The sequence below is a fragment of the Brooklawnia propionicigenes genome, assembly GCF_030297015.1.
Classification (GTDB): Bacteria; Actinomycetota; Actinomycetes; order Propionibacteriales; family Propionibacteriaceae; genus Brooklawnia; species Brooklawnia propionicigenes.
Genome location: NZ_AP028056.1, coordinates 1,100,294 through 1,120,880 on the forward strand (window position 1 = coordinate 1,100,294; position 20,587 = coordinate 1,120,880).

The 20,587-nt window shown below is 63.3% G+C and carries 17 protein-coding genes; 9 read left to right on the forward strand and 8 right to left on the reverse strand.

From position 1 onward, the window contains the following. Positions 1-146: 146 nt before the first annotated feature. From QUE25_RS05010 to QUE25_RS05035, 7 genes are all read left to right on the forward strand, one after another. Positions 147-1,388, forward strand: a complete 1,242-nt coding sequence (locus QUE25_RS05010; RefSeq protein ID WP_286268049.1) for an IS256 family transposase — start codon at positions 147-149, stop codon at positions 1,386-1,388. Between the two features lie 1,293 nt (positions 1,389-2,681). After that, entirely contained in the window at positions 2,682-3,224 is a 543-nt protein-coding gene (def, locus tag QUE25_RS14795) for a peptide deformylase (protein ID WP_425332738.1), read from the forward strand. A 1,305-nt stretch (positions 3,225-4,529) separates the two neighbouring features. Further along, the gene (locus QUE25_RS05015; protein WP_286268050.1) at positions 4,530-5,399 is read left to right on the forward strand and encodes a hypothetical protein; all 870 of its coding nucleotides are present in this window, start codon (positions 4,530-4,532) and stop codon (positions 5,397-5,399) included. Between the two features lie 1,495 nt (positions 5,400-6,894). Further along, a complete protein-coding gene (locus QUE25_RS05020) occupies positions 6,895-8,250 on the forward strand; it encodes an IS110 family RNA-guided transposase (protein WP_286268051.1) in 1,356 nt (451 codons plus the stop codon). 208 nt (positions 8,251-8,458) lie between these two features. Next, on the forward strand, positions 8,459-9,067 hold the full coding sequence (locus QUE25_RS05025) for a helix-turn-helix domain-containing protein (RefSeq protein WP_286268052.1): 609 nt from the start codon (positions 8,459-8,461) through the stop codon (positions 9,065-9,067). 186 nt (positions 9,068-9,253) lie between these two features. Further along, entirely contained in the window at positions 9,254-9,574 is a 321-nt protein-coding gene (locus tag QUE25_RS05030) for a transposase (protein ID WP_286263755.1), read from the forward strand. Then, complete coding sequence (locus tag QUE25_RS05035) at positions 9,571-10,455, forward strand: IS3 family transposase (RefSeq protein WP_286263757.1); 885 nt, start codon at positions 9,571-9,573, stop codon at positions 10,453-10,455. Before QUE25_RS05030 ends, QUE25_RS05035 begins: the two co-directional genes overlap by 4 nt. Positions 10,456-10,714: 259 nt before the next feature. Here the strand turns inward: QUE25_RS05035 and QUE25_RS14800 are convergent, their stop codons facing one another. The 5 genes from QUE25_RS14800 to QUE25_RS05055 form a co-directional block, all read right to left on the reverse strand. Then, on the reverse strand, positions 10,715-12,283 hold the full coding sequence (locus tag QUE25_RS14800) for an IS110 family transposase (RefSeq protein WP_425332739.1): 1,569 nt from the start codon (positions 12,281-12,283) through the stop codon (positions 10,715-10,717). A gap of 446 nt (positions 12,284-12,729) precedes the next feature. Further along, positions 12,730-13,734 (reverse strand): beta-ribofuranosylaminobenzene 5'-phosphate synthase family protein, encoded by a 1,005-nt coding sequence (locus QUE25_RS05045; RefSeq protein WP_286268054.1) that lies wholly within the window; start codon positions 13,732-13,734, stop codon positions 12,730-12,732. Beyond that, positions 13,731-14,366 (reverse strand): NAD-dependent epimerase/dehydratase family protein, encoded by a 636-nt coding sequence (locus QUE25_RS14805; protein ID WP_425332740.1) that lies wholly within the window; start codon positions 14,364-14,366, stop codon positions 13,731-13,733. The genes QUE25_RS05045 and QUE25_RS14805 overlap by 4 nt, the downstream gene beginning before the upstream one ends. Beyond that, entirely contained in the window at positions 14,363-14,923 is a 561-nt protein-coding gene (locus QUE25_RS05050; protein WP_286268055.1) for a non-canonical purine NTP pyrophosphatase, read from the reverse strand. The genes QUE25_RS14805 and QUE25_RS05050 overlap by 4 nt, the downstream gene beginning before the upstream one ends. Continuing rightward, entirely contained in the window at positions 14,920-15,807 is an 888-nt protein-coding gene (locus QUE25_RS05055) for an SIR2 family protein (RefSeq protein ID WP_286268056.1), read from the reverse strand. Before QUE25_RS05055 ends, QUE25_RS05050 begins: the two co-directional genes overlap by 4 nt. Positions 15,808-16,686: 879 nt before the next feature. Here QUE25_RS05055 and QUE25_RS05060 point away from each other — a divergent pair. Beyond that, positions 16,687-17,268: a recombinase family protein gene (locus QUE25_RS05060; protein ID WP_286268057.1), complete on the forward strand. Its 582-nt coding sequence runs from the start codon at positions 16,687-16,689 to the stop codon at positions 17,266-17,268. Continuing rightward, the gene (locus QUE25_RS05065; RefSeq protein WP_286268058.1) at positions 17,265-17,909 is read left to right on the forward strand and encodes a prepilin peptidase; all 645 of its coding nucleotides are present in this window, start codon (positions 17,265-17,267) and stop codon (positions 17,907-17,909) included. The genes QUE25_RS05060 and QUE25_RS05065 overlap by 4 nt, the downstream gene beginning before the upstream one ends. Positions 17,910-17,947: 38 nt before the next feature. Here QUE25_RS05065 and QUE25_RS05070 read toward each other — a convergent pair whose 3' ends face one another. The 3 genes from QUE25_RS05070 to QUE25_RS05080 are packed head-to-tail and all read right to left on the reverse strand — an operon-like array spanning position 17,948 to position 20,506. Next, complete coding sequence (locus tag QUE25_RS05070; RefSeq protein ID WP_286268059.1) at positions 17,948-18,595, reverse strand: hypothetical protein; 648 nt, start codon at positions 18,593-18,595, stop codon at positions 17,948-17,950. After that, positions 18,585-20,012, reverse strand: a complete 1,428-nt coding sequence (locus QUE25_RS05075) for a type IV secretory system conjugative DNA transfer family protein (RefSeq protein ID WP_286268060.1) — start codon at positions 20,010-20,012, stop codon at positions 18,585-18,587. Before QUE25_RS05075 ends, QUE25_RS05070 begins: the two co-directional genes overlap by 11 nt. Positions 20,013-20,047: 35 nt before the next feature. Continuing rightward, complete coding sequence (locus tag QUE25_RS05080; protein ID WP_286268061.1) at positions 20,048-20,506, reverse strand: hypothetical protein; 459 nt, start codon at positions 20,504-20,506, stop codon at positions 20,048-20,050. Positions 20,507-20,587 lie beyond the last annotated feature (81 nt).

A 20,587-nucleotide genomic window follows, 5' to 3' on the forward strand; every position in this document is an offset into this window, starting at 1 on the left:
CTACTTCTAGAGTGTCGTCTTAGTTGAGTCCAGCAGAGTGGTGCACGACCCGGTGATCGTGACCGTGTCGCTCCGGAGGTAGGGGCGGTCATCGGGTGATTCTTCGAGAGATCTCTCACAACCAACTCGAAGGAAAGAGCACACCGATGACCGCTGTCCCCAGTATCGACGACCCCGCCCAGTTCCTGAACCAGATCCTCGGCCAGTCCTCCCCGGACTTGCTGCGGGAACTGTTGGAGGGTTTCGTCAACACGATTCTGTCCGCTCAGGCCGACCAGGTCTGCGGTGCCCCGCACGGGGTTCGTGACGAGGCCCGGGTGAACCGCCGCAACGGCTACCGGCACCGTGACCTCGACACCCGGATCGGCACCCTTGACGTGGCGATCCCCAAGCTCCGCGAAGGCAGCTTCTACCCCGACTGGCTCCTGGCGAGGCAGCGTCGCAGCGAACAAGCCCTCGTCAGCGTGGTGGCCACCTGCTACCTGCTCGGCGTCAGCACCCGGAGGATGGACAAGCTCGTCAAAGCGTTGGGGATCACCGGCTTGTCGAAGTCACAAGTCAGCGTGATGGCCGGCGAGCTCGACCAGCTGGTCGCCGACTTCCGCAACCGGCCCCTGGACGCCGGCCCGTACACGTTCGTCGCCGCCGACGCGTTGACCATGCGGGTGCGCGAAGGCGGTCGGGTGGTGAAGGTCGCCGTCATGGTCGCCACCGGCGTCAACAACGACGGCTACCGCGAAGTACTAGGCGTTTCATGCTCGACCAGCGAAACCCACGCCGGCTGGCTCACGTTCTTCAAAGACCTCCTCGCCCGCGGCTTGACCGGCGTCGCCCTGGTCACCTCCGACGCCCACCAAGGGTTGGTGGAGGCGATCGGCGCGACCCTGCCTGGCGCCTCGTGGCAGCGCTGTCGGAGCCACTACACCGCGAACCTGATGAGCGTGTGCCCCAAGCACGCGTGGCCGGCGGTCAAGGCGTGGCTGCACTCGGTGTTCGAACAAGCCGACCCCGACGCCGTCCACGCCCAATACGACCGGCTGCTGGCCGAGGTCGACCACAACAAGCTCCCCGGCGTCCACGACCACCTCGAGGCCGCCCGCGACGAGGTGCTCGCATTCACCGCGTTCCCCCAAGGCGTGTGGCGGCAGGTGTGGTCCAACAACCCGAATGAGCGGTTGAACAACGAGATCCGCCGCCGCACCGACGTCGTCGGCATCTTCCCGACCCGCGAGTCGATCATCCGGCTCGTCGGCGCCGTCCTCGCCGAACAACACGACGAATGGGCCGAAGGCCGCCGCTACCTCGGCCTCGAACTATTGAAGAAGGCCCGCCTCACCCTCGTCCACGGCGACACCGACCAGGAGGAACCAGCCCAACTCACCGCATGAAACGAAGAATCACTCGTACACCACCGCGTTGGACTTGACCCGCGGGCCTCCACATAGCGTTTCACCGTGTGATGAGAACACCCCACCAACTCGGCAGAATCACGCAACGACCCAGTCAGATCGTAAGCATCCAAGATTTCCATGATTTCCTCGGCAGACTTCAAGATGTCCCTTCCCCGGGTGACGAACAGTGCTTCAGCACCACTCATCGCACTCGAGGAAGGGACCCCAACCGCGGACGCGGCCAGGCAACGGATGTCGTGTCGGGCAAATCCCATGGCCACCACCGGGCAGATTTCATGACCGCCAGCGGGCAACTACATGACCGTCACTGGGCATTTTTCCGTGTCCGCCGACATGCGAGAGAGGAGTTGAAGCTTCCTTGAATTCTCTGTGGCTAGGAGATGCGTCGCCGGTGGCCCCCTATAGGGCTCCCCGTGCGGTGAACGTGCGGTGAAAGCCGCGCATCCACTCCCATGCAAACAGGTTAGGCCCGGTGTGAACGTAGTCAGGACCGGCTGACTTCTCGCGAGGCCCGCTGACTAATGCTTGGCGAATCGGGTGGCAGTTTGCAGGTCGAGCGCTTGGCCGTTCTCGCGGGTCATCAGTGGATGGTGACCGACGGGCGCAGTCGGCACCGCGATAGCGTCGACCAGATCAACGACGCCGGGATGCAAAGGCCAGGTAGCGGACCTCTGGAGTTTACCCACGGGCACGTCGAGCCAGTGGGTGTCACCGATGAGAACGACGGCGTCGGCGGGTCGCCGCGGTTCACTCCCCGACCTGCAGGGGTGCGGAGGAGAAACTCCACCCACGAGCATCCTGTGGTGGGCTTGTGCCGCGCGGAGCAGTTTCGCGGCGGTCGGGCGTTGAGCACGCCTTGGTTGTAAATGGCGTGGTCCTGGCGGGGCACGTTACCGTGGAGCATCGGCATCCGGCTGGGTGCGTCGTCCCAGTCCCACGCGTCGATACGCCTAGAAGGACATTGGTCAGGGTGCCGAGCCGGTGCGCGATCCAGGACAGGGTGCCCGCTCCCGGTGGATGCGCGCCAGCCCGGCCAAACTGACCATATTCATGCCCGCCTCGGGCCCACGCCGTGAGTCGCGGAGATTTCGCAGGTAAACGAAGGGTTGGGCCAGCGGCCTGACCAGCCGCTGTTAGCGGGGTGGCAGCGTCTACGCTGAATCAAGAGCTTCTTGCCAAGACCGTCGGCGCTAAGCTGGTCAAGCGGGCCAGGTCCGGCGGGCACATCCGATCGCGGCTGCCAGCGTATGACGATCCGAGGAGGATGAGATGGGACGGCGAGACATATGGCAGGTCCAGAGGACCGGTGGAAGTCCTGAGCAAGAGCAGCTATTGAGGAGCCGGACGCAGTTGGCGACCTTTGGAGCGGATGACCTGGATAGGCTCATCGCAGATCTGCTTTCCACCATGTCATCCTATAGCATTTGCGTCGGCCTCGCCTCAACGCAAATTGGCGTTCCCCTTAGGGTCGCAATCGTACGACGTTCTGATGCCGATCCCCTCGTACTTATCAATCCTGAGGTCACGGCAACATCAGGGAAGAAGGACTCAAAACGCGAGTCATGCATGTCAATATGGGGACTATGCGGCGAGGTTGAGCGACGCGACAAGGTTCGGGTTAGGTACCAGGACCGCTCTGGTGCTTCCGTCGAGGAGCAATTCCACGGTTTCGAATCTCGGGTCGTTCAGCATGAGATCGATCATCTTGACGGAGTCCTCTACGACGAGCGCCTCAATACTGATGCGAGCCTCGAGTCCATAGATATCTTCGCTGGGTTAACACCGCAAGCTAGCGATAGCGGAGTTTCTTGATCGTCTGACCTTGGGCACTGGCTAGACCTGTCCGACCAAACGCACGGCCCCAGTAGCTGCGTTGGACTATTGCGTTGGCAAGTAGTGGACTGATTCGTTCTGGCCTCATCTTCGACCTATAGAATTCAGTTCCGATGGCCGATCCGGGAGTCATTGCGCACCAGGGCGCATCCGGTCAGAGAGACGCACGGCACTTTGAGTGCTTCCATGCACCGCGGCGATCGCGATCGGGCCCTAACCAAACTAAGTAGTCGTGTTGTCCCCGGACTCGTGGGACGCAAGTTGACGGTCTCGTTCAGACAACGGCGCTTGGTGAATCTGACAGCCCGGCACTGGTGTTGGTGAGGGGTGTCAGGGTCGAGTTGGAACGGCGGACCTGGCCCGGGACTGTGATGGCCTCGACCAACGCAGGGGGACGCGGGACCGTGCCGCGTTTCTTGCCGCCCACGTCGTCGGGCACCAAGTGATCGCCGACACGGTGGGAAGCGTGGCGGGCGACGGCGCCCGGTGGCGGCACACCGTCACCTGACCGAGGGCTCCAAGGTCCTGATGAGCCTCACCCGGGCCGACCAGGCAGGTAGACGGGGGTCGCGATTCATAGCGGCGACGCTGGATCCGCGAGGTGGGGTGACCCATTGACTTCGCGGTTGCCGCCCCCGCGTATGAGGGGCGACGTCCCATCGACAACCCACTAGGTTGAGAAGCTGGACGGCGATGTGGACCGGTTCCATCTGCCGGCGATGTCAAGGCACACATACCCAAAGGCGACTTTGAAAACTGAAGATCGGGCGGGCCCCACAAAGCGGCCAGCCGCTCGAATCGAAACCTGCTTTGCGCGGTCCCTCGCAGCCGCGCGGCGCCTCGCCCCTTTGGTCCAAGGGAGATCCCCGCCTCCGGAACTGCCCTGACCATGCTCCCTCCCTTGTGGATCGCCGTTCCCATGACGGATCGGCTGTGCGTGGGATATCCACTCTCGGAGCTGTGCGACGGTCAGCGGCGGGAGCGCCTTCGCGGACCCCGCTTGCCGGTGTGCCTCGTCGGTCCGAGAATCGGCGAAATCGACAGATCGGCCCCATCGAGGTGCGCCCTCGTTGGGACATTCCCTGGGAATCGGCTCTGGCCAGTCGACGTCAAATCAGACGCCTGAGCTCCGCGGATTGGATGCCACGCCCCTCTAGGCACAGCACCGCGGTCACCATCTCTGCTCAGGATCCCACGTGCTTCGCGTCTCTTGCGGGACGGCAAGAGCAAGCTCGGTTCTTCACCTGCTAGAGTCATCGGCGTTTGGGCTTTACACAGGGGGAAATGATGACTCGTTGGCAGAAGTTCCAAGAGAGCCTGACCGTCAATGTCCTGACCAACGTTCTGATCCTGATCGCCTCGGCCGGGATCGGAACCGTGAGCGGGGCACGCCTAGCTCTCGAGTCCGAATTCGCCAGTGACCATGTCCTGGAGCTAAGTGTGACTATCTTTGCCCTGCTGGGTATGGCTGGCCTCTTCATTTGGCGACGGATCGATCGTTTCAGGCCGCATTATCGGCGTCAACACCCACCTTATCGCGTGCTCTCCAAAGAAGTGACTTATCAATACTTGTCTCGGACGCAAATGCTATACACAAAGAACATCAAGATCAAGACGCTTCGGTCTGGTATTGACGCCTTCACAGACAAGTACGCTTGGACGGGCGCCGGCAAGATGAGGGTGAGTAGCGGCCTGGCCGAGCAGTCAATTGTCAACCTCGGAGTCCGCAACATCTGGCAAATTTACCAGGTACATTTCGGCTTCAATGCCCCTAAAGGCAAAGAGATCCAGATGGCCATTCGGTGGGAGTTGGAAGATGACTTAGGGAGGGCCCAACCCTTCATGTCCCAGACCATCGACATGCCCACAAACGAGTTGAAAATGCGTGTAATAGTGCCTGAATCGTTTGGGGTTCAGACGGCAATCAAGAAGATCCGGCCAAACATCGATATTCTGGACGACATCTACACCGAGACGATGCCCGTTCGAAATGGTTTCGCCGAATGGACGGTGAGTCGCCCCAAACTCTTCCACTGTTACGAGCTCGCTTGGCTCGACCCAGGAGCTAAACCAGCCATACCGGGCGGCGTTGTTACCACAGGATCGTCGGATGTGTCGACGAGCACCCCCCGCGAGGCCACTAAAGCAAGCTAGCTTCAGATTCTCACTCTGCCCTTGCGGTACCTTATGGTCAACTCGGGGTCTTAACAAGACACGTCCAGGACTTCCGGATTGGGAGAGCCTGACTTGCCCAAGTCGCAGCACCTCAACGGCACAGCACTCATCCGACCAAAAGCGCCCGGCCAACTCCCCAACCGTCACGAAGCCGGAGGAATCATGTGGTAGGTCAAACGGGCGCCATGCCGCCGCAATTGCACGACCGCCAGGGCGGGGGAACGGACGGGGCTGTCACCAGCGCCTCTCCGTGGATGACCGTTCCTGGCTTCCAAGGCCCCGCCCTCTTGTCGGCGCGACGGATCGCTATCATGCAGTGCGCCCTCTTCCTGACACTGGTATCATTCGTGGTGAGACTCCCACACCAGTTGGGTTGCGGGAGTCCACGAAGGGAGATGTCTGCAGTGACGTGATCAGTAGCGCCCCCCCCCCCGGCTAGGTCTAGGCCCTGTTCAGGACCCTGGCCATGGCCGGGTACTTGCGCGCCCCAAACATGGCTGCTGGCTAGTGAACGGGGTTTGATGGACGCGGATCGATTGACCCGGCGCAGGAAGTGCTTGTTCCTTGGCACGTGCCATTGGGATTGACCGTCGGGTTGCTGGTTGGCCCTCTTCACTGTTCGATGACGCTTCATGGCGCGTATGATCCCGCCCGAGGAACCGAACATGTGATCGATATCTCCACGGGGCTGTCCCATCAGCTGATTTAGATTTCGAGAACAGTTGATTTCGCCCGCCGTTCCCTCCCAGATCAAGCCGTGTCTCAACATCGACGCTGCTTAGTTCCGGTCGTCGCGGGGCCTACGTCTGGGGGTAGAGGTCGGGTCGACCCATCTCCGCTGCCTGCTGCATCAGTCAGCAGTTCGTGGGCCTTGCGGCTCGTTGACCTGTCGAACTTCACCCTTCCCTCTACGTTGCCACGCGCCGGCGATGCCTGATCGTGGGGATACTGAGCAAGGCGACGACGGTTCAGCCACCCCACAGGCTGTGGTGCCGGCTGGGTCACTGGGAGACCCGCTCGGGGCCACGCGATCAGTTGGCCTTTCGTGGCTCTTGTATGACTTGGAGTGCCTCCTGGTGACGGGTGGTGGTCGCTACGGTGGCCGTGGGAGAAGGCTCCGGGTCTCGCCGCTATCCGGCTGAGCGTGATGGCTCGTGAAAGAGATCGGTGGGCTCTGGGGTCGACTCTCCCGGTCGAGGCTGGCCCGGTTCAGGGAATTGGTGGCCGAGGCGTGGACCTGCCACGCGGGTGACTCGTCTTGGGTGGCACCGGATCACGCACAAGCGTGGGTTCGCCGACCGTGGCGTTGGTTGCGGTCGCTGGGTGGCGATGAGCGGGAGTGTCTGCGCGTCACTGTCTGAGGACGGGGACGAGGGTTCTCCCGTCCAGGAAGACGATGCCCGTCGTGCGGAGTCACTGGCCGGTGGTTGGGCCCGGCGGGGTCGTGTCGTTCACAGCGAACGGAGGAACCCTCGTGTTTGTTCACCCTACCGATCCCGCGCTGGCGCGGGTTCAGGTCGGAATCGATGCTGCGGTGGTCGCCGACCATCACGTCACGATCCGATCGACCTTGTCCGACGGGCAGGTGCAGCTGTCCCGTTTCCATGTCCCACCCACGATTGCTGGCTTGTCTCGTCTTGGGGAGCGACTGTCGGTGTTCCCGGGTGTGGTCGCTGTTGCGGAACCGACGTCGATGACGTGGCTGGGTCTTCATGTTGCGTTGCAACGCGCCGGCTGCGACCTGTCCCTGGTCGGGACCCGGCACTCGGCCCGGTTGAGGGGAGCGATCTCAGGCAAGCTCAAGTCCGACGTGATCGACGCCGACGTGTTGTCGCTGGCCTCTGATGTGTTCGCGCTGTCACCCTTGGACCCTCCCCTGCCGGCGGAGTTGGCGCTGCGCCGCGCGGTCGTGCGCCGCGGGAAGCTGGTCATCGACGGGAATCGGGCGCGGCGGCGACTGATCTCGTTGGCGCGGTGGGCGTTTCCCGATGTGTGGACGGCGTTCGCCGGGTCGTGGCCGACCGCGATTGCGGTCTTGACCCGGTGGCCCGACTTGCGCGCGTTGGCCGCTGCGCGACGCTCGAGCGTGACCGCGGTCGTCGCCGCCCACACCCGAGGCGTGCCGGGTGTCGCCGAGCGTGCCGGCGCGATCCGTCTCGCGGCGGCGGCCTGGGTCGAGTTCTGGGACGGTCGCCTGGACTTGGAGGCGTTGGCCTGGGAAACCGCCGAGCATCTGCGCGACATCACGATCGCGAGCGAACAGATCGAGCGGGCCACCACCCAGGCACAGCGCTACTGGGCGGGTCTGTATGGCGATGACCCGCTGCTGCTGTCCCTGCCCGGAATGGGTCCCATGACCGCCCCCACGATCCGCGCGTTCCTGGGCGACGGCACCCGCTTCGTTTCGGCGAAAGCGGCCGCGTCCTACGCCGGGCTGACACCGTCAACGTGGTCGTCGGGAACGGTCGTGCAACCCTCCCGGGCGATCACCAAAGAAGGGCCCGCGGTGCTGCGGCTGGCGTTCTACCAAGCCGCGAATGGTGCCCGCCGTGTCGACCCACAACTGGCGGCCTACTACCAACATCTGATGGTCGAGCGCGGGCACTGCCACACCCAAGCCACCGTCGCGGTCGCCCGCAAACTCGTCGAACGGACCTGGACGGTCCTGACCCGAGGCCAGCCCTACCAGTTCCGCGACGCCACCGGGCAGGCCGTGACCCGGACCGTCGCCAAGGACCAAGCCCGGCATGACCATGCCGTCCCCGACGACGTCCGGGCCCGAGCTCGAGCGCGCAGCGCGGCCACGCACCGCTCCAAGCTCACCAAGTAGATCCCTTACGACAGCCCGGGCCTACGGTCCGGGCGCTTCACCGCGCCCCGAAATCCACCCGCTGGAGACTTGACAACCCGTTAGGGAATCTTCGTACCTGAGCGTGGGGTGAGCGGGGATCCGGGGGTGGGCGTGTCGGTGGGGTGAGGGGGGTCGAGGCCCTCAAGAATCGGGGATACCACACCACTCGATTCCGAGGACCTCGACGATGCCCGATTCTACTTCCTGCTGCCATGCCACTGGCGGCTACTGCCAGCGCTGCGACCTTCTGGTCGGGCTGCCCGGGCTCCACGTGACCGGTGTCCATCGCGACGACGCGGGGCTCCGGGTCGAGGTCGAATCCCGGCCGCCGGTGGTGATGGGCTGCCCAGCGTGCGGGGTCGTCGCGCATGCGCATGGCCGGCAGCGGGTCGTGCTGATCGACGCTCCATGCTTCACGGCGCCGGTGAAGCTCTGGTGGCGAAAACGACGCTGGCTGTGTCCGGAGCCGTCGTGTCCGGTGACCTCGTTCATGGAGCAAGACCCAGAGGTCGCGCGGCCGAGGGCGCTGCTCACCAGCCGCGCGACGTCGTGGGCGATCGGGCAGATGCGGCGGGAGAACGCCTCTGTTCAGGGTCTGGCTCGGCAGCTCGGCTGCGCCTGGAAGACCCTGTGGCGAGCAGTCCGACCGGTCCTCGAAGCCGCAGCCGCGGACGAGACCCGCTTCGCCGGCGCCACCTCGCTTGGCGTCGACGAACATGTCGTGCGCCACGAGGCGCTGTTGTATCGGATGGAGGTGGGAGACCTGCATTGGTTGGCCGTCGTAGCGGCCAAGTGAAGCTGACGGCAGCCTGTCCTGGGGGAACGCCTGGGGTGGGTGGGAGCAGCCGTGACAAAGTCAGGACGGTCCAGTACTACCGGATGGGCCGTGTCTGGTGAGCAAGACGGGAAGGTGTGGACCGTTCCCGGTTTGGTGGACACTGGTGAGGTTTGCGGTTCCCGATAGGGTGAAGGGGAGCTGATTATGGGATCTACGCGGAGGCATTTCACGGCGGAGTATAAAGCTAACGCGGTGGCGTTGGTGTTGGATGATGGGCGGTCGATCGCTGAGGCGGCACGGAATATCGGCGTCCTCGAGAAGACGTTAGGGAAATGGGTGAAGAAAGAACGAGACTTGCGCGATGAGCAGCGTGACCCGGACGAGCCTTTGACCCGCTCGGAACGGGCCGAGCTCGAACAGCTCCGCGCGGATTACCAGAGGCTGCTGGACGAAAACGCTCATCTCCAGATGCAGGCCAGTTTCGCAAAAAAAGTGGCGACCTGGTTCGCGAAAGACCAGCAGTGAAGTTTGCTGCGATCGCGGACTGGGCTGATCAGGGTGTTTATCCGGTGGTGTTCATGTGTCGGGAACTCCAGGTGTCGACCTCGGGCTATTACAAGTGGCGGAGTCATCGGGTTTCGGCCAGGCACGACCAAGACGATCTGCTGATGGGATTGATTCGACATTTTTACGCCAGCAGCCCGGGCCGGCCTGGGGTCCGACGCATTCATGCCGAACTCGCTGCTGGCGGGCACCGGGTATCGCGCAAGCGGGTGTGGCGGCTGATGCGGGCGCTGGGTGTCCAGGGCCGTCATCCCGCGGCGTGGCGGCGAACCACGGTGGCTGGCGAGCATCCGGTGCCAGCCCCGGACCTGATCGGTCGAAGGTTCGAGGCGTCGGCACCGAACGAGAAGTGGTGCGGTGATATCACGTATGTGAAGACGTGGAATGGTTGGGCTTATCTGGCGACGGTGATCGACCTGTATTCCAGGAAGGTGGTGGGCTGGGCTGTCGATGACCATATGCGTACCTCGTTGGTCACTGATGCTTTAGATATGGCTCGGGTTCATCGCCAGCCTCGGACACGCGTGATTTTTCATTCGGACCGTGGGACGCAGTATACGTCGACGGATTTTGCTAAGTACTGTCGGAAACACAAGATTCGTCGATCATTGGGCCGTACCGGGATTTGTTACGATAACGCCGTCGCGGAATCGTTCTTCGCGACCTACAAGAAGGAACTCATCCATACCCGGCCTTGGCCAGATCTCAAGACTCTGAAGAAGTACACGTTTTCTTGGATTGAGGAATACTACAACCAGACTCGTCGCCATTCAACGCTCGGATACTTGACACCGCAAGAATATGAGCTAGGCTACAGAAACATACTTGAACTCGCAGCCTAAACAGCTATCCACTTTATCGGGAACACTCCAGTGTACGAGAGGAACCGGTGTCGTAAAGCCTCTTAATCGTCGCCCAGCTCTAACCCGGTGGATCGGGGCTGGTTTGCGGTGCGTAGCCGCTTGTCGGGGCCGTCGTAGGCGGTCGTGGCGGGTGGGGAACTGTCGGAACGGTGGTATGTGTCGGGTCCGGCAGGTCGTGGTGAAGGTCTACGGCGTAGCCACGACGATGCCGCAGGGGTAAAGCCGGATGCCTCGCCCGTCAACCGAACAACAGTGAACGTGGGAACCATCCGCATTCCGTTCCCCGCTTTTTTGGGGATAGGTGCGTTGCCTGCCGAAGGGTGTGGGTGGGGCGGAGCCGCCGTAGTACTCCGAGGCCGGGAAAGCCGGTCACATGGGGAAGGGCGGCAGTGAGAGAAAGCAGAAGAAGGTGAATGTAATGTCCGAAGACGCGCCGGTGAATGTCGGCGCCTCCGGATGGCCCAGCGATGCTCGGGCCTATCTGGGGGTACGGAGGATGCAGACCAAGCTGCATGGTTGGGCGGCCACCGATGGTGGTCGCCGGTTCGATGACCTGTGGAACCTTGTGTGTGATCCGGCGTTCTTGACGATGGCGTGGGAACGCGTCGCCGGGAACAAGGGGTCCAAGACTCCCGGGGTGGACCGTGTCACCGTGGCACGGATCAGTTCCGGGGTCGGGGTGGAGGAGTTCCTGCGAAACATTCGAGCCCAGTTGAGGGCTGGAGAGTTCAGGCCGGTGCCGGTGCGGCAGGTGATGATCCCCAAGGCCAGCGGCAAGCTGCGCAAGTTGGGCATCCCGACCGTGACCGACCGGGTGGTGCAGGCAGCTTTGAAGCTGGTGCTGGAACCCATCTTCGAGGCCGACTTCAAGTCGTGCTCGCGGGTCATCGCCATACAGACCCGCCCAGTAGCGCTGTGCCTGGGTGGTGGCCCGCTCGATCTGTTCGCTCGCGATCGTGATGTCGCGCAGATGCTCGGCGGTTTCCCAGGCCAACGCCTCCAAGTCCAGGCGACCGTCCCAGAACTCGACCCAGGCCGCCGCCGCGAGACGGATCGCGCCGGCACGCTCGGCGACACCCGGCACGCCTCGGGTGTGGGCGGCGACGACCGCGGTCACGCTCGAGCGTCGCGCAGCGGCCAACGCGCGCAAGTCGGGCCACCGGGTCAAGACCGCAATCGCGGTCGGCCACGACCCGGCGAACGCCGTCCACACATCGGGAAACGCCCACCGCGCCAACGAGATCAGTCGCCGCCGCGCCCGATTCCCGTCGATGACCAGCTTCCCGCGGCGCACGACCGCGCGGCGCAGCGCCAACTCCGCCGGCAGGGGAGGGTCCAAGGGTGACAGCGCGAACACATCAGAGGCCAGCGACAACACGTCGGCGTCGATCACGTCGGACTTGAGCTTGCCTGAGATCGCTCCCCTCAACCGGGCCGAGTGCCGGGTCCCGACCAGGGACAGGTCGCAGCCGGCGCGTTGCAACGCAACATGAAGACCCAGCCACGTCATCGACGTCGGTTCCGCAACAGCGACCACACCCGGGAACACCGACAGTCGCTCCCCAAGACGAGACAAGCCAGCAATCGTGGGTGGGACATGGAAACGGGACAGCTGCACCTGCCCGTCGGACAAGGTCGATCGGATCGTGACGTGATGGTCGGCGACCACCGCAGCATCGATTCCGACCTGAACCCGCGCCAGCGCGGGATCGGTAGGGTGAACAAACACGAGGGTTCCTCCGTTCGCTGTGAACGACACGACCCCGCCGGGCCCAACCACCGGCCAGTGACTCCGCACGACGGGCATCGTCTTCCTGGACGGGAGAACCCTCGTCCCCGTCCTCAGACAGTGACGCGCAGACACTCCCGCTCATCGCCACCCAGCGACCGCAACCAACGCCACGGTCGGCGAACCCACGCTTGTGCGTGATCCGGTGCCACCCAAGACGAGTCACCCGCGTGGCAGGTCCACGCCTCGGCCACCAATTCCCTGAACCGGGCCAGCCTCGACCGGGAGAGTCGACCCCAGAGCCCACCGATCTCTTTCACGAGCCATCACGCTCAGCCGGATAGCGGCGAGACCCGGAGCCTTCTCCCACGGCCACCGTAGCGACCACCACCCGTCACCAGGAGGCACTCCAAGTCATACAAGCCAGTAATGATCCCGCCTCAGGTGCAGGCGCCACCCGCATCCCGTCAGCAACTGGGGGCATTAGGTAGCTGTGGGAAGATTGAGCCGCAGTCCAGAAGGGACTACAGGCCCGAATCGCCCACTACTTTGATCCGTGCGCCATGGGCAGCAAACTGAGAATCCGTAATGGCAACAGGCAGATCCGCCGCATGGGAGGCCTTCATAATGATTGCACGGGCACTCGCCAGCGAGCCAGAGCGAATGACGCTGAACAAGCTTGGACCAAGTGACGACATGCCAAGATTTGGAAGTCCACTGTCTAGCGCCAGTCGCCTTAGTCGCCCCAGTCGCTCGTCGTAAGAATTCCAAACAGCAGATTTAAAATCGCCCTCTTGCATGGTATTGATCGAGTCCGATACTTGAGCGACGTCGCCCTCCAAGAGACCAGGCAAGAGTCTCATATAGCAATCCGCGATCACTCGATCCGCCGATTCACGTGAGACCGGACAATTCCTGGAGAAGAAGGCCCTCTCAGAATCGCCGGACGCACCCTGCATTCCGAGCGGCCGAATGAGCACGAGCGACAGTTCATCACTTGGCGTGAAGCGACCGATCAATGGTGGAAGACCAGCGGTGCGCGCCGCGGATGATGGCAAGAAACCCGTCTTTCCGTCAGGGCCAAAACGGTGTCCGGCATCCACAACGATCCCCCCATGCTGGAACGTGTAGCTGCCTACTCCTGAGGTGCCTCCGCGGCCGGATTCACGCGCAATCTGAGCGACATTCACCTCTCGATCGAAATATCGCAATAGCCCCAGCGCGACAGCCAACGCCGTTTGCGTCTTGTGTCCAAGTCCAACGTGGGGGGGGATGGTTTGAACGAGTTCAACGACTGCCTCTCGTGCGTCAACGCCGAACTTTGAGGCCAGGGAAATACCCTCACGAAGCGCTGGGACTTGCTCATCCGGCACTGCCGTCGGCGCTTGGTGATGCCCTGAAACCCGAACGACCACTCTGGGGGAGTCGATGGCGAAGCCGATAGTCCCGTCCACCCGACCCAACTCACCGTTCAGATCCAGGAGCGTCACTGCGATGCGCGCAGGACTTGAGACCTCAATCGGACTCATCGCATGCTCCAGAGATACTCTGGTGTCGCCCGAATCAAGCCACCTCGCGAGGCAGCCACATGGTCCGATACCAACTTCCTCACGAGCCCCGCCGTAGCAGGAACCAGCTCGGGGTCTGCCCGCAGCCGATCGATTCTCACAGAGCAGAACCCACAGGACGGGTCAGCTTGTCGAGCGCGAAAGCCGATGAGAGTCTCCCCACAAGCCTTGCCCACCACGTACGCCAATCCATTGGCAGGGAGTGTCTCGACTGCCAAGCTGGACGTGAATACGAACGAGAATGACTGGTGTGCGCGCTTGAGCGCCAATACAGTCTCGATCATGCGGTCGGCAGCAACCACTGCCAGTGCTAGCTCCTGCTCCAGGGAGGACCCGCTCAACCCTCTAGTTGCCATGTGCACTATCCCGATATGAGTTACGCTCTCCGCGGTGGCGACTTCACAGAATCTCGAAGTTACGTCAATCGCGGTCTGGGCATCCCCAAGGTCCCCATTTAGCTTGACGCTTCGCGGCATGCGACTGGGTGACCTGTGAACCACCTCCCAGACGTCCCCGATGTCAGCAAGGCCTCGGACCAGGTCGTCGCCAATGCGCCCCGCTCCACCAGTAACGAGGTAGGCGGACGTCGTCATGCGGGCGCCCTTAAGAAGTCGGCGAACTTCTCGTAGGCGAGCTGGACGTGCGACATACGCACCTTTTCCTCGGGATCCATTTCAGCGTATGTCAGTCGCGAGCCTACCGGAATGAACATGGTGTCGTAATAGTAAGCACGTCCACCACTGGCACTGGGGGCGATTTCCCCATGCATCAGTCCGGAGAATTGGCGCACTCTCCGCCCATCACAGTAGCTAATTACGCTCTTGGCAGTCGCTTCCCGCGTTGCGCCCGTGGGGATGACGCTGCAGAGTTGGGAACCTAGCCTGTCGAAGAAGACCTTCGACAGGCTTCCGGGAAGCCCTTGAAGCGCTTGAATTTCCAACGCACCGTGCTCACAAAAAAGCGGTACTTGGTATTTGTTGTAGGCTGCCAACGCCTTCTGACGCGACACAAGGAGTAGGTCCAGCGATAGGACCTCTTCCAAGTTTCCCGGATCTAGCTGGATAACCTCAATTCCCAGCGACAGAAGAGCGATCTGGGCCTCCGCAACCTTCCCACGACTCGTCGTGACGAAGTACGCCACGCCGGTCACGGGCGCGCGCAACTCTCCAGGAGTTCTGCCATGGCCGCCTCTGGGTCATCGGGGAGGAGTTCGATGGTCTCGACGTTGAATCTCACGGAGAGAATCGTGCGCTGAACCTCACCCATGCCAAACGAAGCGAGGTAGGATTTCGGCCCGACACGGCGCCCGTCGTCATAGACCTTCTCGTTACGCTCCTTATTCAGTCTGTAGAGCAAGTATCTCACATTGACATCATTGAGCGAGTATCCCATGAAAAGGATGGACTTACCCAAAGCCTCGGCGCGCAGGCGGATGTCGATTGCGGAGTCTAGGCTCATGCGGTCGAAGTACTGAGATTCACTCATGACCAAGCTCTTGTGAGAGGTGAAATCACCGTGAAACTTCACCACCTGCACTTCCTCGTCACCCGGGCCAGCGGCGATGTCCAGGTACGATGAGATCACTCGGGTCCGGAGACCGGCCTCTTGAAACGAGCGCTCCAATAGGTCATCGTAGTTGGTCGTGTAGACGACTCTCGGCCGCAAGTTGACCAGCGCGTGATGCACTCGGGATGGGACGAAGTTGGCTGTGGCTCGGGCGAACTCGCGGTTCAGCTTCGCCGCATAGGCTTCCCGGGTCTCCGGTCGGCTAACCGCAAAATAGTAGTCGAACAGCTGAGGGAATGATCCCTGTGAGACAAAGACATCAGGCTCAAACCCCAGATCCGTGGCCAGCGCCTCGAGGAGAGACCGCCAGCTGGGAAGATGCGATGAAATCGATAGTCCTGAGCCCACAAACGGTATGACTCGCCCGCCCTTGAAATCGTTCTTCAGAGCAGCGACGGCCGTGTTGGATGAATCACGCCAGGATGACACTTTGTACCACTCTTTCGAGATTATGATCAGGACTGCCATTCACGAGCACTAACTCTGCGTTCGCCGGCGCAGAATTTTCACGTATGGCGTGCGCCAGTCTGGCCTTGAACTGTGACGCGTCGTCATTACGGCTGGATAGCCTTTCCTCTATGAGACGAGGAGGATCGATTCTGAGATGCACGTGGACCACTTCTGCAGCTCTCCGAAGATCGGCGACCCTCCACGTGGGGAGGGTCAGTGAGGCGAGAGTCGCTGGCTTCCGCAGTTCCGAAAGAAGAAGGCCATAGCGAAACCCAAATAGCTCGTCCCAGAAGAGTGATTGGGACTCGCGACTTGCTGCTTCCCGTTCGGAAAAGAAATGGTAGTCAAGTAGAGTCTCGTCGCTCCGTCGTGGTCGCGAAGTATACGGGCGCAGCTTGGCGATCGACGCATTTTGAAGGAGCAAGTCGGCCAGAGTCGTCTTTCCGGAGCCCGGCGCTCCCGTGATGGCCAAAATTCGCATGCCTGCCCCCCTCCGCGAGCCCGACCCCATCCAGAGCCGCGCATCCACCCATGGATCGACACTCTAGCCTCGATCTTTCGTTGCTCCGGGCTGTGTCCTGAAAGGGGCCAGCCAGCCCGCCAGCCGGACGACGGCACGGCCGGTGGCGGGGCAACTCGCCGTCCAGGGCGGACCGTCCCGGGCGGGGTGCGCCAGAAGCGGGATGAGGCTTGTTTCGCTGGGATTCGGGGTCTGGGACCGCTCCGGCTCGTCGGGGGTGGTTATTGACTGAAAGAGGGGCCCTGCGCGGCGCTGGGCCCTGTGCCCAGTGCTTCGCCTCGTCGGGCCAACTAACTAGGCACCGTTCTGGCTCCCCCACAAGCGCACTCTTGCGCGTGTCTCATGTGGTCAGTTGGGATTTCTGAGACACTGAGTCAGTGAGGCTCCTCGGATACACCCGCGTCACCGACAACCGAAGCGCGGCCATCCAGCTGGACGCACTGACGTCCGCGGGGGTGAAGTCCCCCAACATCTTCTCTGACGTGACCACCGCCGCAAGGGAGACAACCGACCGCCCCGGCATGCGTCGCCTAACGGACAATGCGGAGGAAGGCGACACCGTCGTTGTGTGGCAGGTAGACCGCCTCGGCCGATCGCTAAGCGAGGCTCTTGAAACCGTAACCCTGCTGGTAGAACGGGGCATTGGCGTCTGCTCTCTGCAAGACGGCATCGACCCAGGCACGGTCGACGGCCGCCAGATGCTGAATCTGCTGGTCCGCCTGGCCGAGTATGAACGAAACGTCAAAGGTGAGCGGATCGCGGCGGGTATGGCGGCCGCTCGGGAGTCGGGCACGAGACTCGGCCGACCGCCGGTCGATTCCGTGGTGATCCGTAACAAGATCCGCGCAGTGGAAGAAGCGCGAGCCCGCGGTATGACCGCCGGCGACGCCGCGCAACTGGTGGGATGGAGCCGAGCCACCTTCTACAGGCACCAGCAAGAACACGGGTCCCAGCAATGACTCGCGACGATCTGATCCTCACCGCTGCCCTCACGATTCTCGGCGCCGTCATCGGCCTAGCCATCAGGTCGCGAGTCGCCACGCTCAACTACCGTCACGATGACGAAGCTCAACGGCCCCCTCCCGGGCCGCGCTGGTGGATCCCCGTCGCAACAGCAGCGGCCAGTGGACTCCTCGCGTGGCGGTTCGGAGTTGAGCGCTGGCCGCTGCTCCTACCCACACTGCCACTCGCTTGGTTCGGTCCATGGTTGTCTGCGATCGACCTCGACGTCCGCCGACTGCCCAATCGCCTTCTTGCCGTCCACGGCGTCGTCGTGGCGGTAGGGGTGGGAGGCGCTGCTCTCATCAGTGGCGATCTCAACATCGCCATCCAAGCCGCCATCGGCGGGGTGGTCGCGTTCGTCGTCTTCTGGATCCTCGACCGGGTCCGGCCCGGCGGTTTCGGTTGGGGTGACGGCAAGTACATCCCGATCATTGGCGCCGCAACCGCAGCGGTCAGCCTTTCCGTCGCGTGGTGGGCGTTCCTGATCACCTGTCTGGCGGCCGTCCTGGCCACCCCGTTCCGTCGCCGGCGAACCGCCTTCCCGTTCGGGCCATGGCTAGCCGTCGGGGCGTTGGCGGCCATCGCGCTGTTGGGATGAGGGGCGGCACTCGAATGGCCCAGCGGGCCATCGATCCTCTAGAGAACCTCGCCGGTAGCCGGGTCGATCAGGTCACCGCCATCCAAGAGCGTGAGTTGGTGCCCGGAAGCTCGAGGGTCTTCGTCGTGGGCGAGTGCGAACAGGTCAACCTCGAACGCTCGGAGTCGCAGGGCAGAACCCTCTTCGCTCGTGTGGCGGGTGTAGCGGCTGCGGCTGGGCCAGGGCTGGTGGTCGTCATCGCATGACTGCTTGAGCCGCTGCCGCATCCGATCGATGAAGCCGGGCAAAACGTAGCGGTGCCAGTTCTCGAGGATGTCCGACGTCGGCGCGTGACCAGCTCGCCGGCGCTGGTCGGCCACCACGGCCAGCTCGTGGACGAGGTGCGGATGCAGCGGCCAGCAGGGCGGGATGCACCCGCCTCCCGAGCCCTCCCACACGTACTCCGTGTTGATCCACTCCGCCACCTGGTCGAGCCACAGCCAGACCTCCCACCGCAGACCCCGCTCCAAGCACGTGGTCGGATCCCACGGGCGCGGCAGGTTGGCGGGGTTGCCCAACTTCTTCTTGCGCTCCTCGCTGCCATTCTGGGCGTCCCACAGATCGTGGTACGCCTTCTGGACCCGAGTACCCGGCGCCGGGAAGCCCACCACCAGCGGGCCAGCCTGGGTCGCCTGATCACCAGCCATGACGTTGCGCTTCCACGAGGGCGGCGGCGGTACGGGCCTCCACGTCACGGCCCCCGGCACGTCCTGCGGCAAGCTCCTCCCGAAGCGCTCGCTGTTGGCCCAGCAGCCGTCGGCCATCGCGTCCCTCGATGCACCGATGCAGCCGGGCGATGATCGGTCTGGCATTCTCGGCTATGACGAGTGCCTGCTTGTCGGGCAGCTGACGGAGCTCCTCCGGACGCAGGATCGGGATCTCCTCGGAGTGGATCGTGCGCCCGCGTCCGCCGCCCAACTGCCACGACGACCGGGGCACACGCACACGTCCGACGAGGTCGGAGACCTCCTGGTTGAACGACACGTCCTTTGAGCCGCCGAACCACACGAGCACGTTGGTGAGCCCCACCAGGGCACGGGCCTCCTGTTCGCCGAAGATGGCCGCCAACTGCCGGAACGTCTGGGCCGCGTAGATGAACGACAACCCGAGGGCCCGCTCGTTCGCCATCCGGGTCCGCAGCGTGGGCAGCGGCGCAGTGGAGGGCAGTTCATCCAGGCAGGCCAGCATGGGCGGGCACAGGCGTCCGAACTGGCTGCCGTTGGCCTGTTGGATCGCAGTGTCGAGGACATGCTCGGCGACGGCGGTCATCAACGGGGACGCCGACGCGTACGGGTCCTCGCGGCCCAACAGGTAGATGGTCCCCCGGTTGCGGAGCACCTCGGCGACGTTGGTAGCGGGTCGCCCTTCCGTCGGCACGCAGCGGCGTCGGATGTCGTCTTGGAAGAACAGCGACATGGCCTGTTGGACTGTCGTGATTGTGTTCGCGCTCGTGCGTTCGTCACCGCGCAGCGCCCCTTGCAGAAGCCCGGCCCACAAGGGATCGGAGTGCGGATGTCTCCGCAGGATCTCCTCGGGCTGGGAGGTGGACAACGGCTTGGCCACCCACGCCAGCAGGTCATCCAGGGTCTTGCCGGTGAGGGCGGCTGCGTGGAAGTACGCCATCAGAACCTTCGCGGATTCGGCGGCGTAGAACCGGGCCGCTGCATCCCCGGAACCATGGCTCGTCCCATGGATGGTTCCTGCCGTGAACGCCTTCGCCCGGCGTTCGGACACCATGCGGTCGACGCACCCGGCGATCGGGTCCCACACCAGCTCGGGGAGGCCTGGAACGAGACCGAACGGATCCAAGACCACGCAGGGCCGGCCGACCTTGGAGCGCTCAGGCAGGGACAGAAGCAGGTCGTCGGGTTTGGTGAGAGTGACCATTGCGGCACCAGGAGCGCTGATGAGCGCGGGCGTCAGCAGGTCCAGCGTCTTGCCCGAACCCTGCGGGCCGATGACGCCGGCGGTCCGGTCCCACGGGCACCACAACTCACCCGACCTTGGCTGGTGACCGGCGCCGATGCGCCAACCCACCTGGGCGGGGTCGAAGCGCGTGGCCATGTCCGGTCGGATTCGGCCGACTGATTGAGTCGCAGTCATGGCTGGGCCCTCCGGTTGAGGGGATAGAGGTCCGGTCGAACGACGTGCCGCACCTTCCAGAGCCGGTCCTTGCCGAGGAGCTGGTGGGCTTCGGAGATCGACGCCATGCCGCGCATCCGCCCGGGGCCCCACTGCTGCCACCCCCTGACGCCGGCGACCGTGAACGCCAGGACCGTCAGCAGGCCCACGACGACCAGCCAGCCCCAAACGGCTTCGGCGGTGGCCACCGGTTGGACGCCGGGCAGACCAGCGGCGCCGTCGCCGGCTAACACGCCTGGGACGCTGGTCACCCACTTGTCGAAGGTCGGCCACCACCAACCGGCGCCGGCGAACCAGTTCGCGACCGACCGAGCCAACTGGCACACCGTCACCCCGACGAGGAGCACCGCACAGATCACGACCAAGGGGAACTCCCATGTCCATGGGTACTGGTCCTGCACACGCTCCCGCTGCATCACGTCTCCTTTCGCGTCAACTGCCTAACGGAGTCAGGGACGCGCTCGGGGACACATGGCCAGCCTCCTCTACGTCGACAA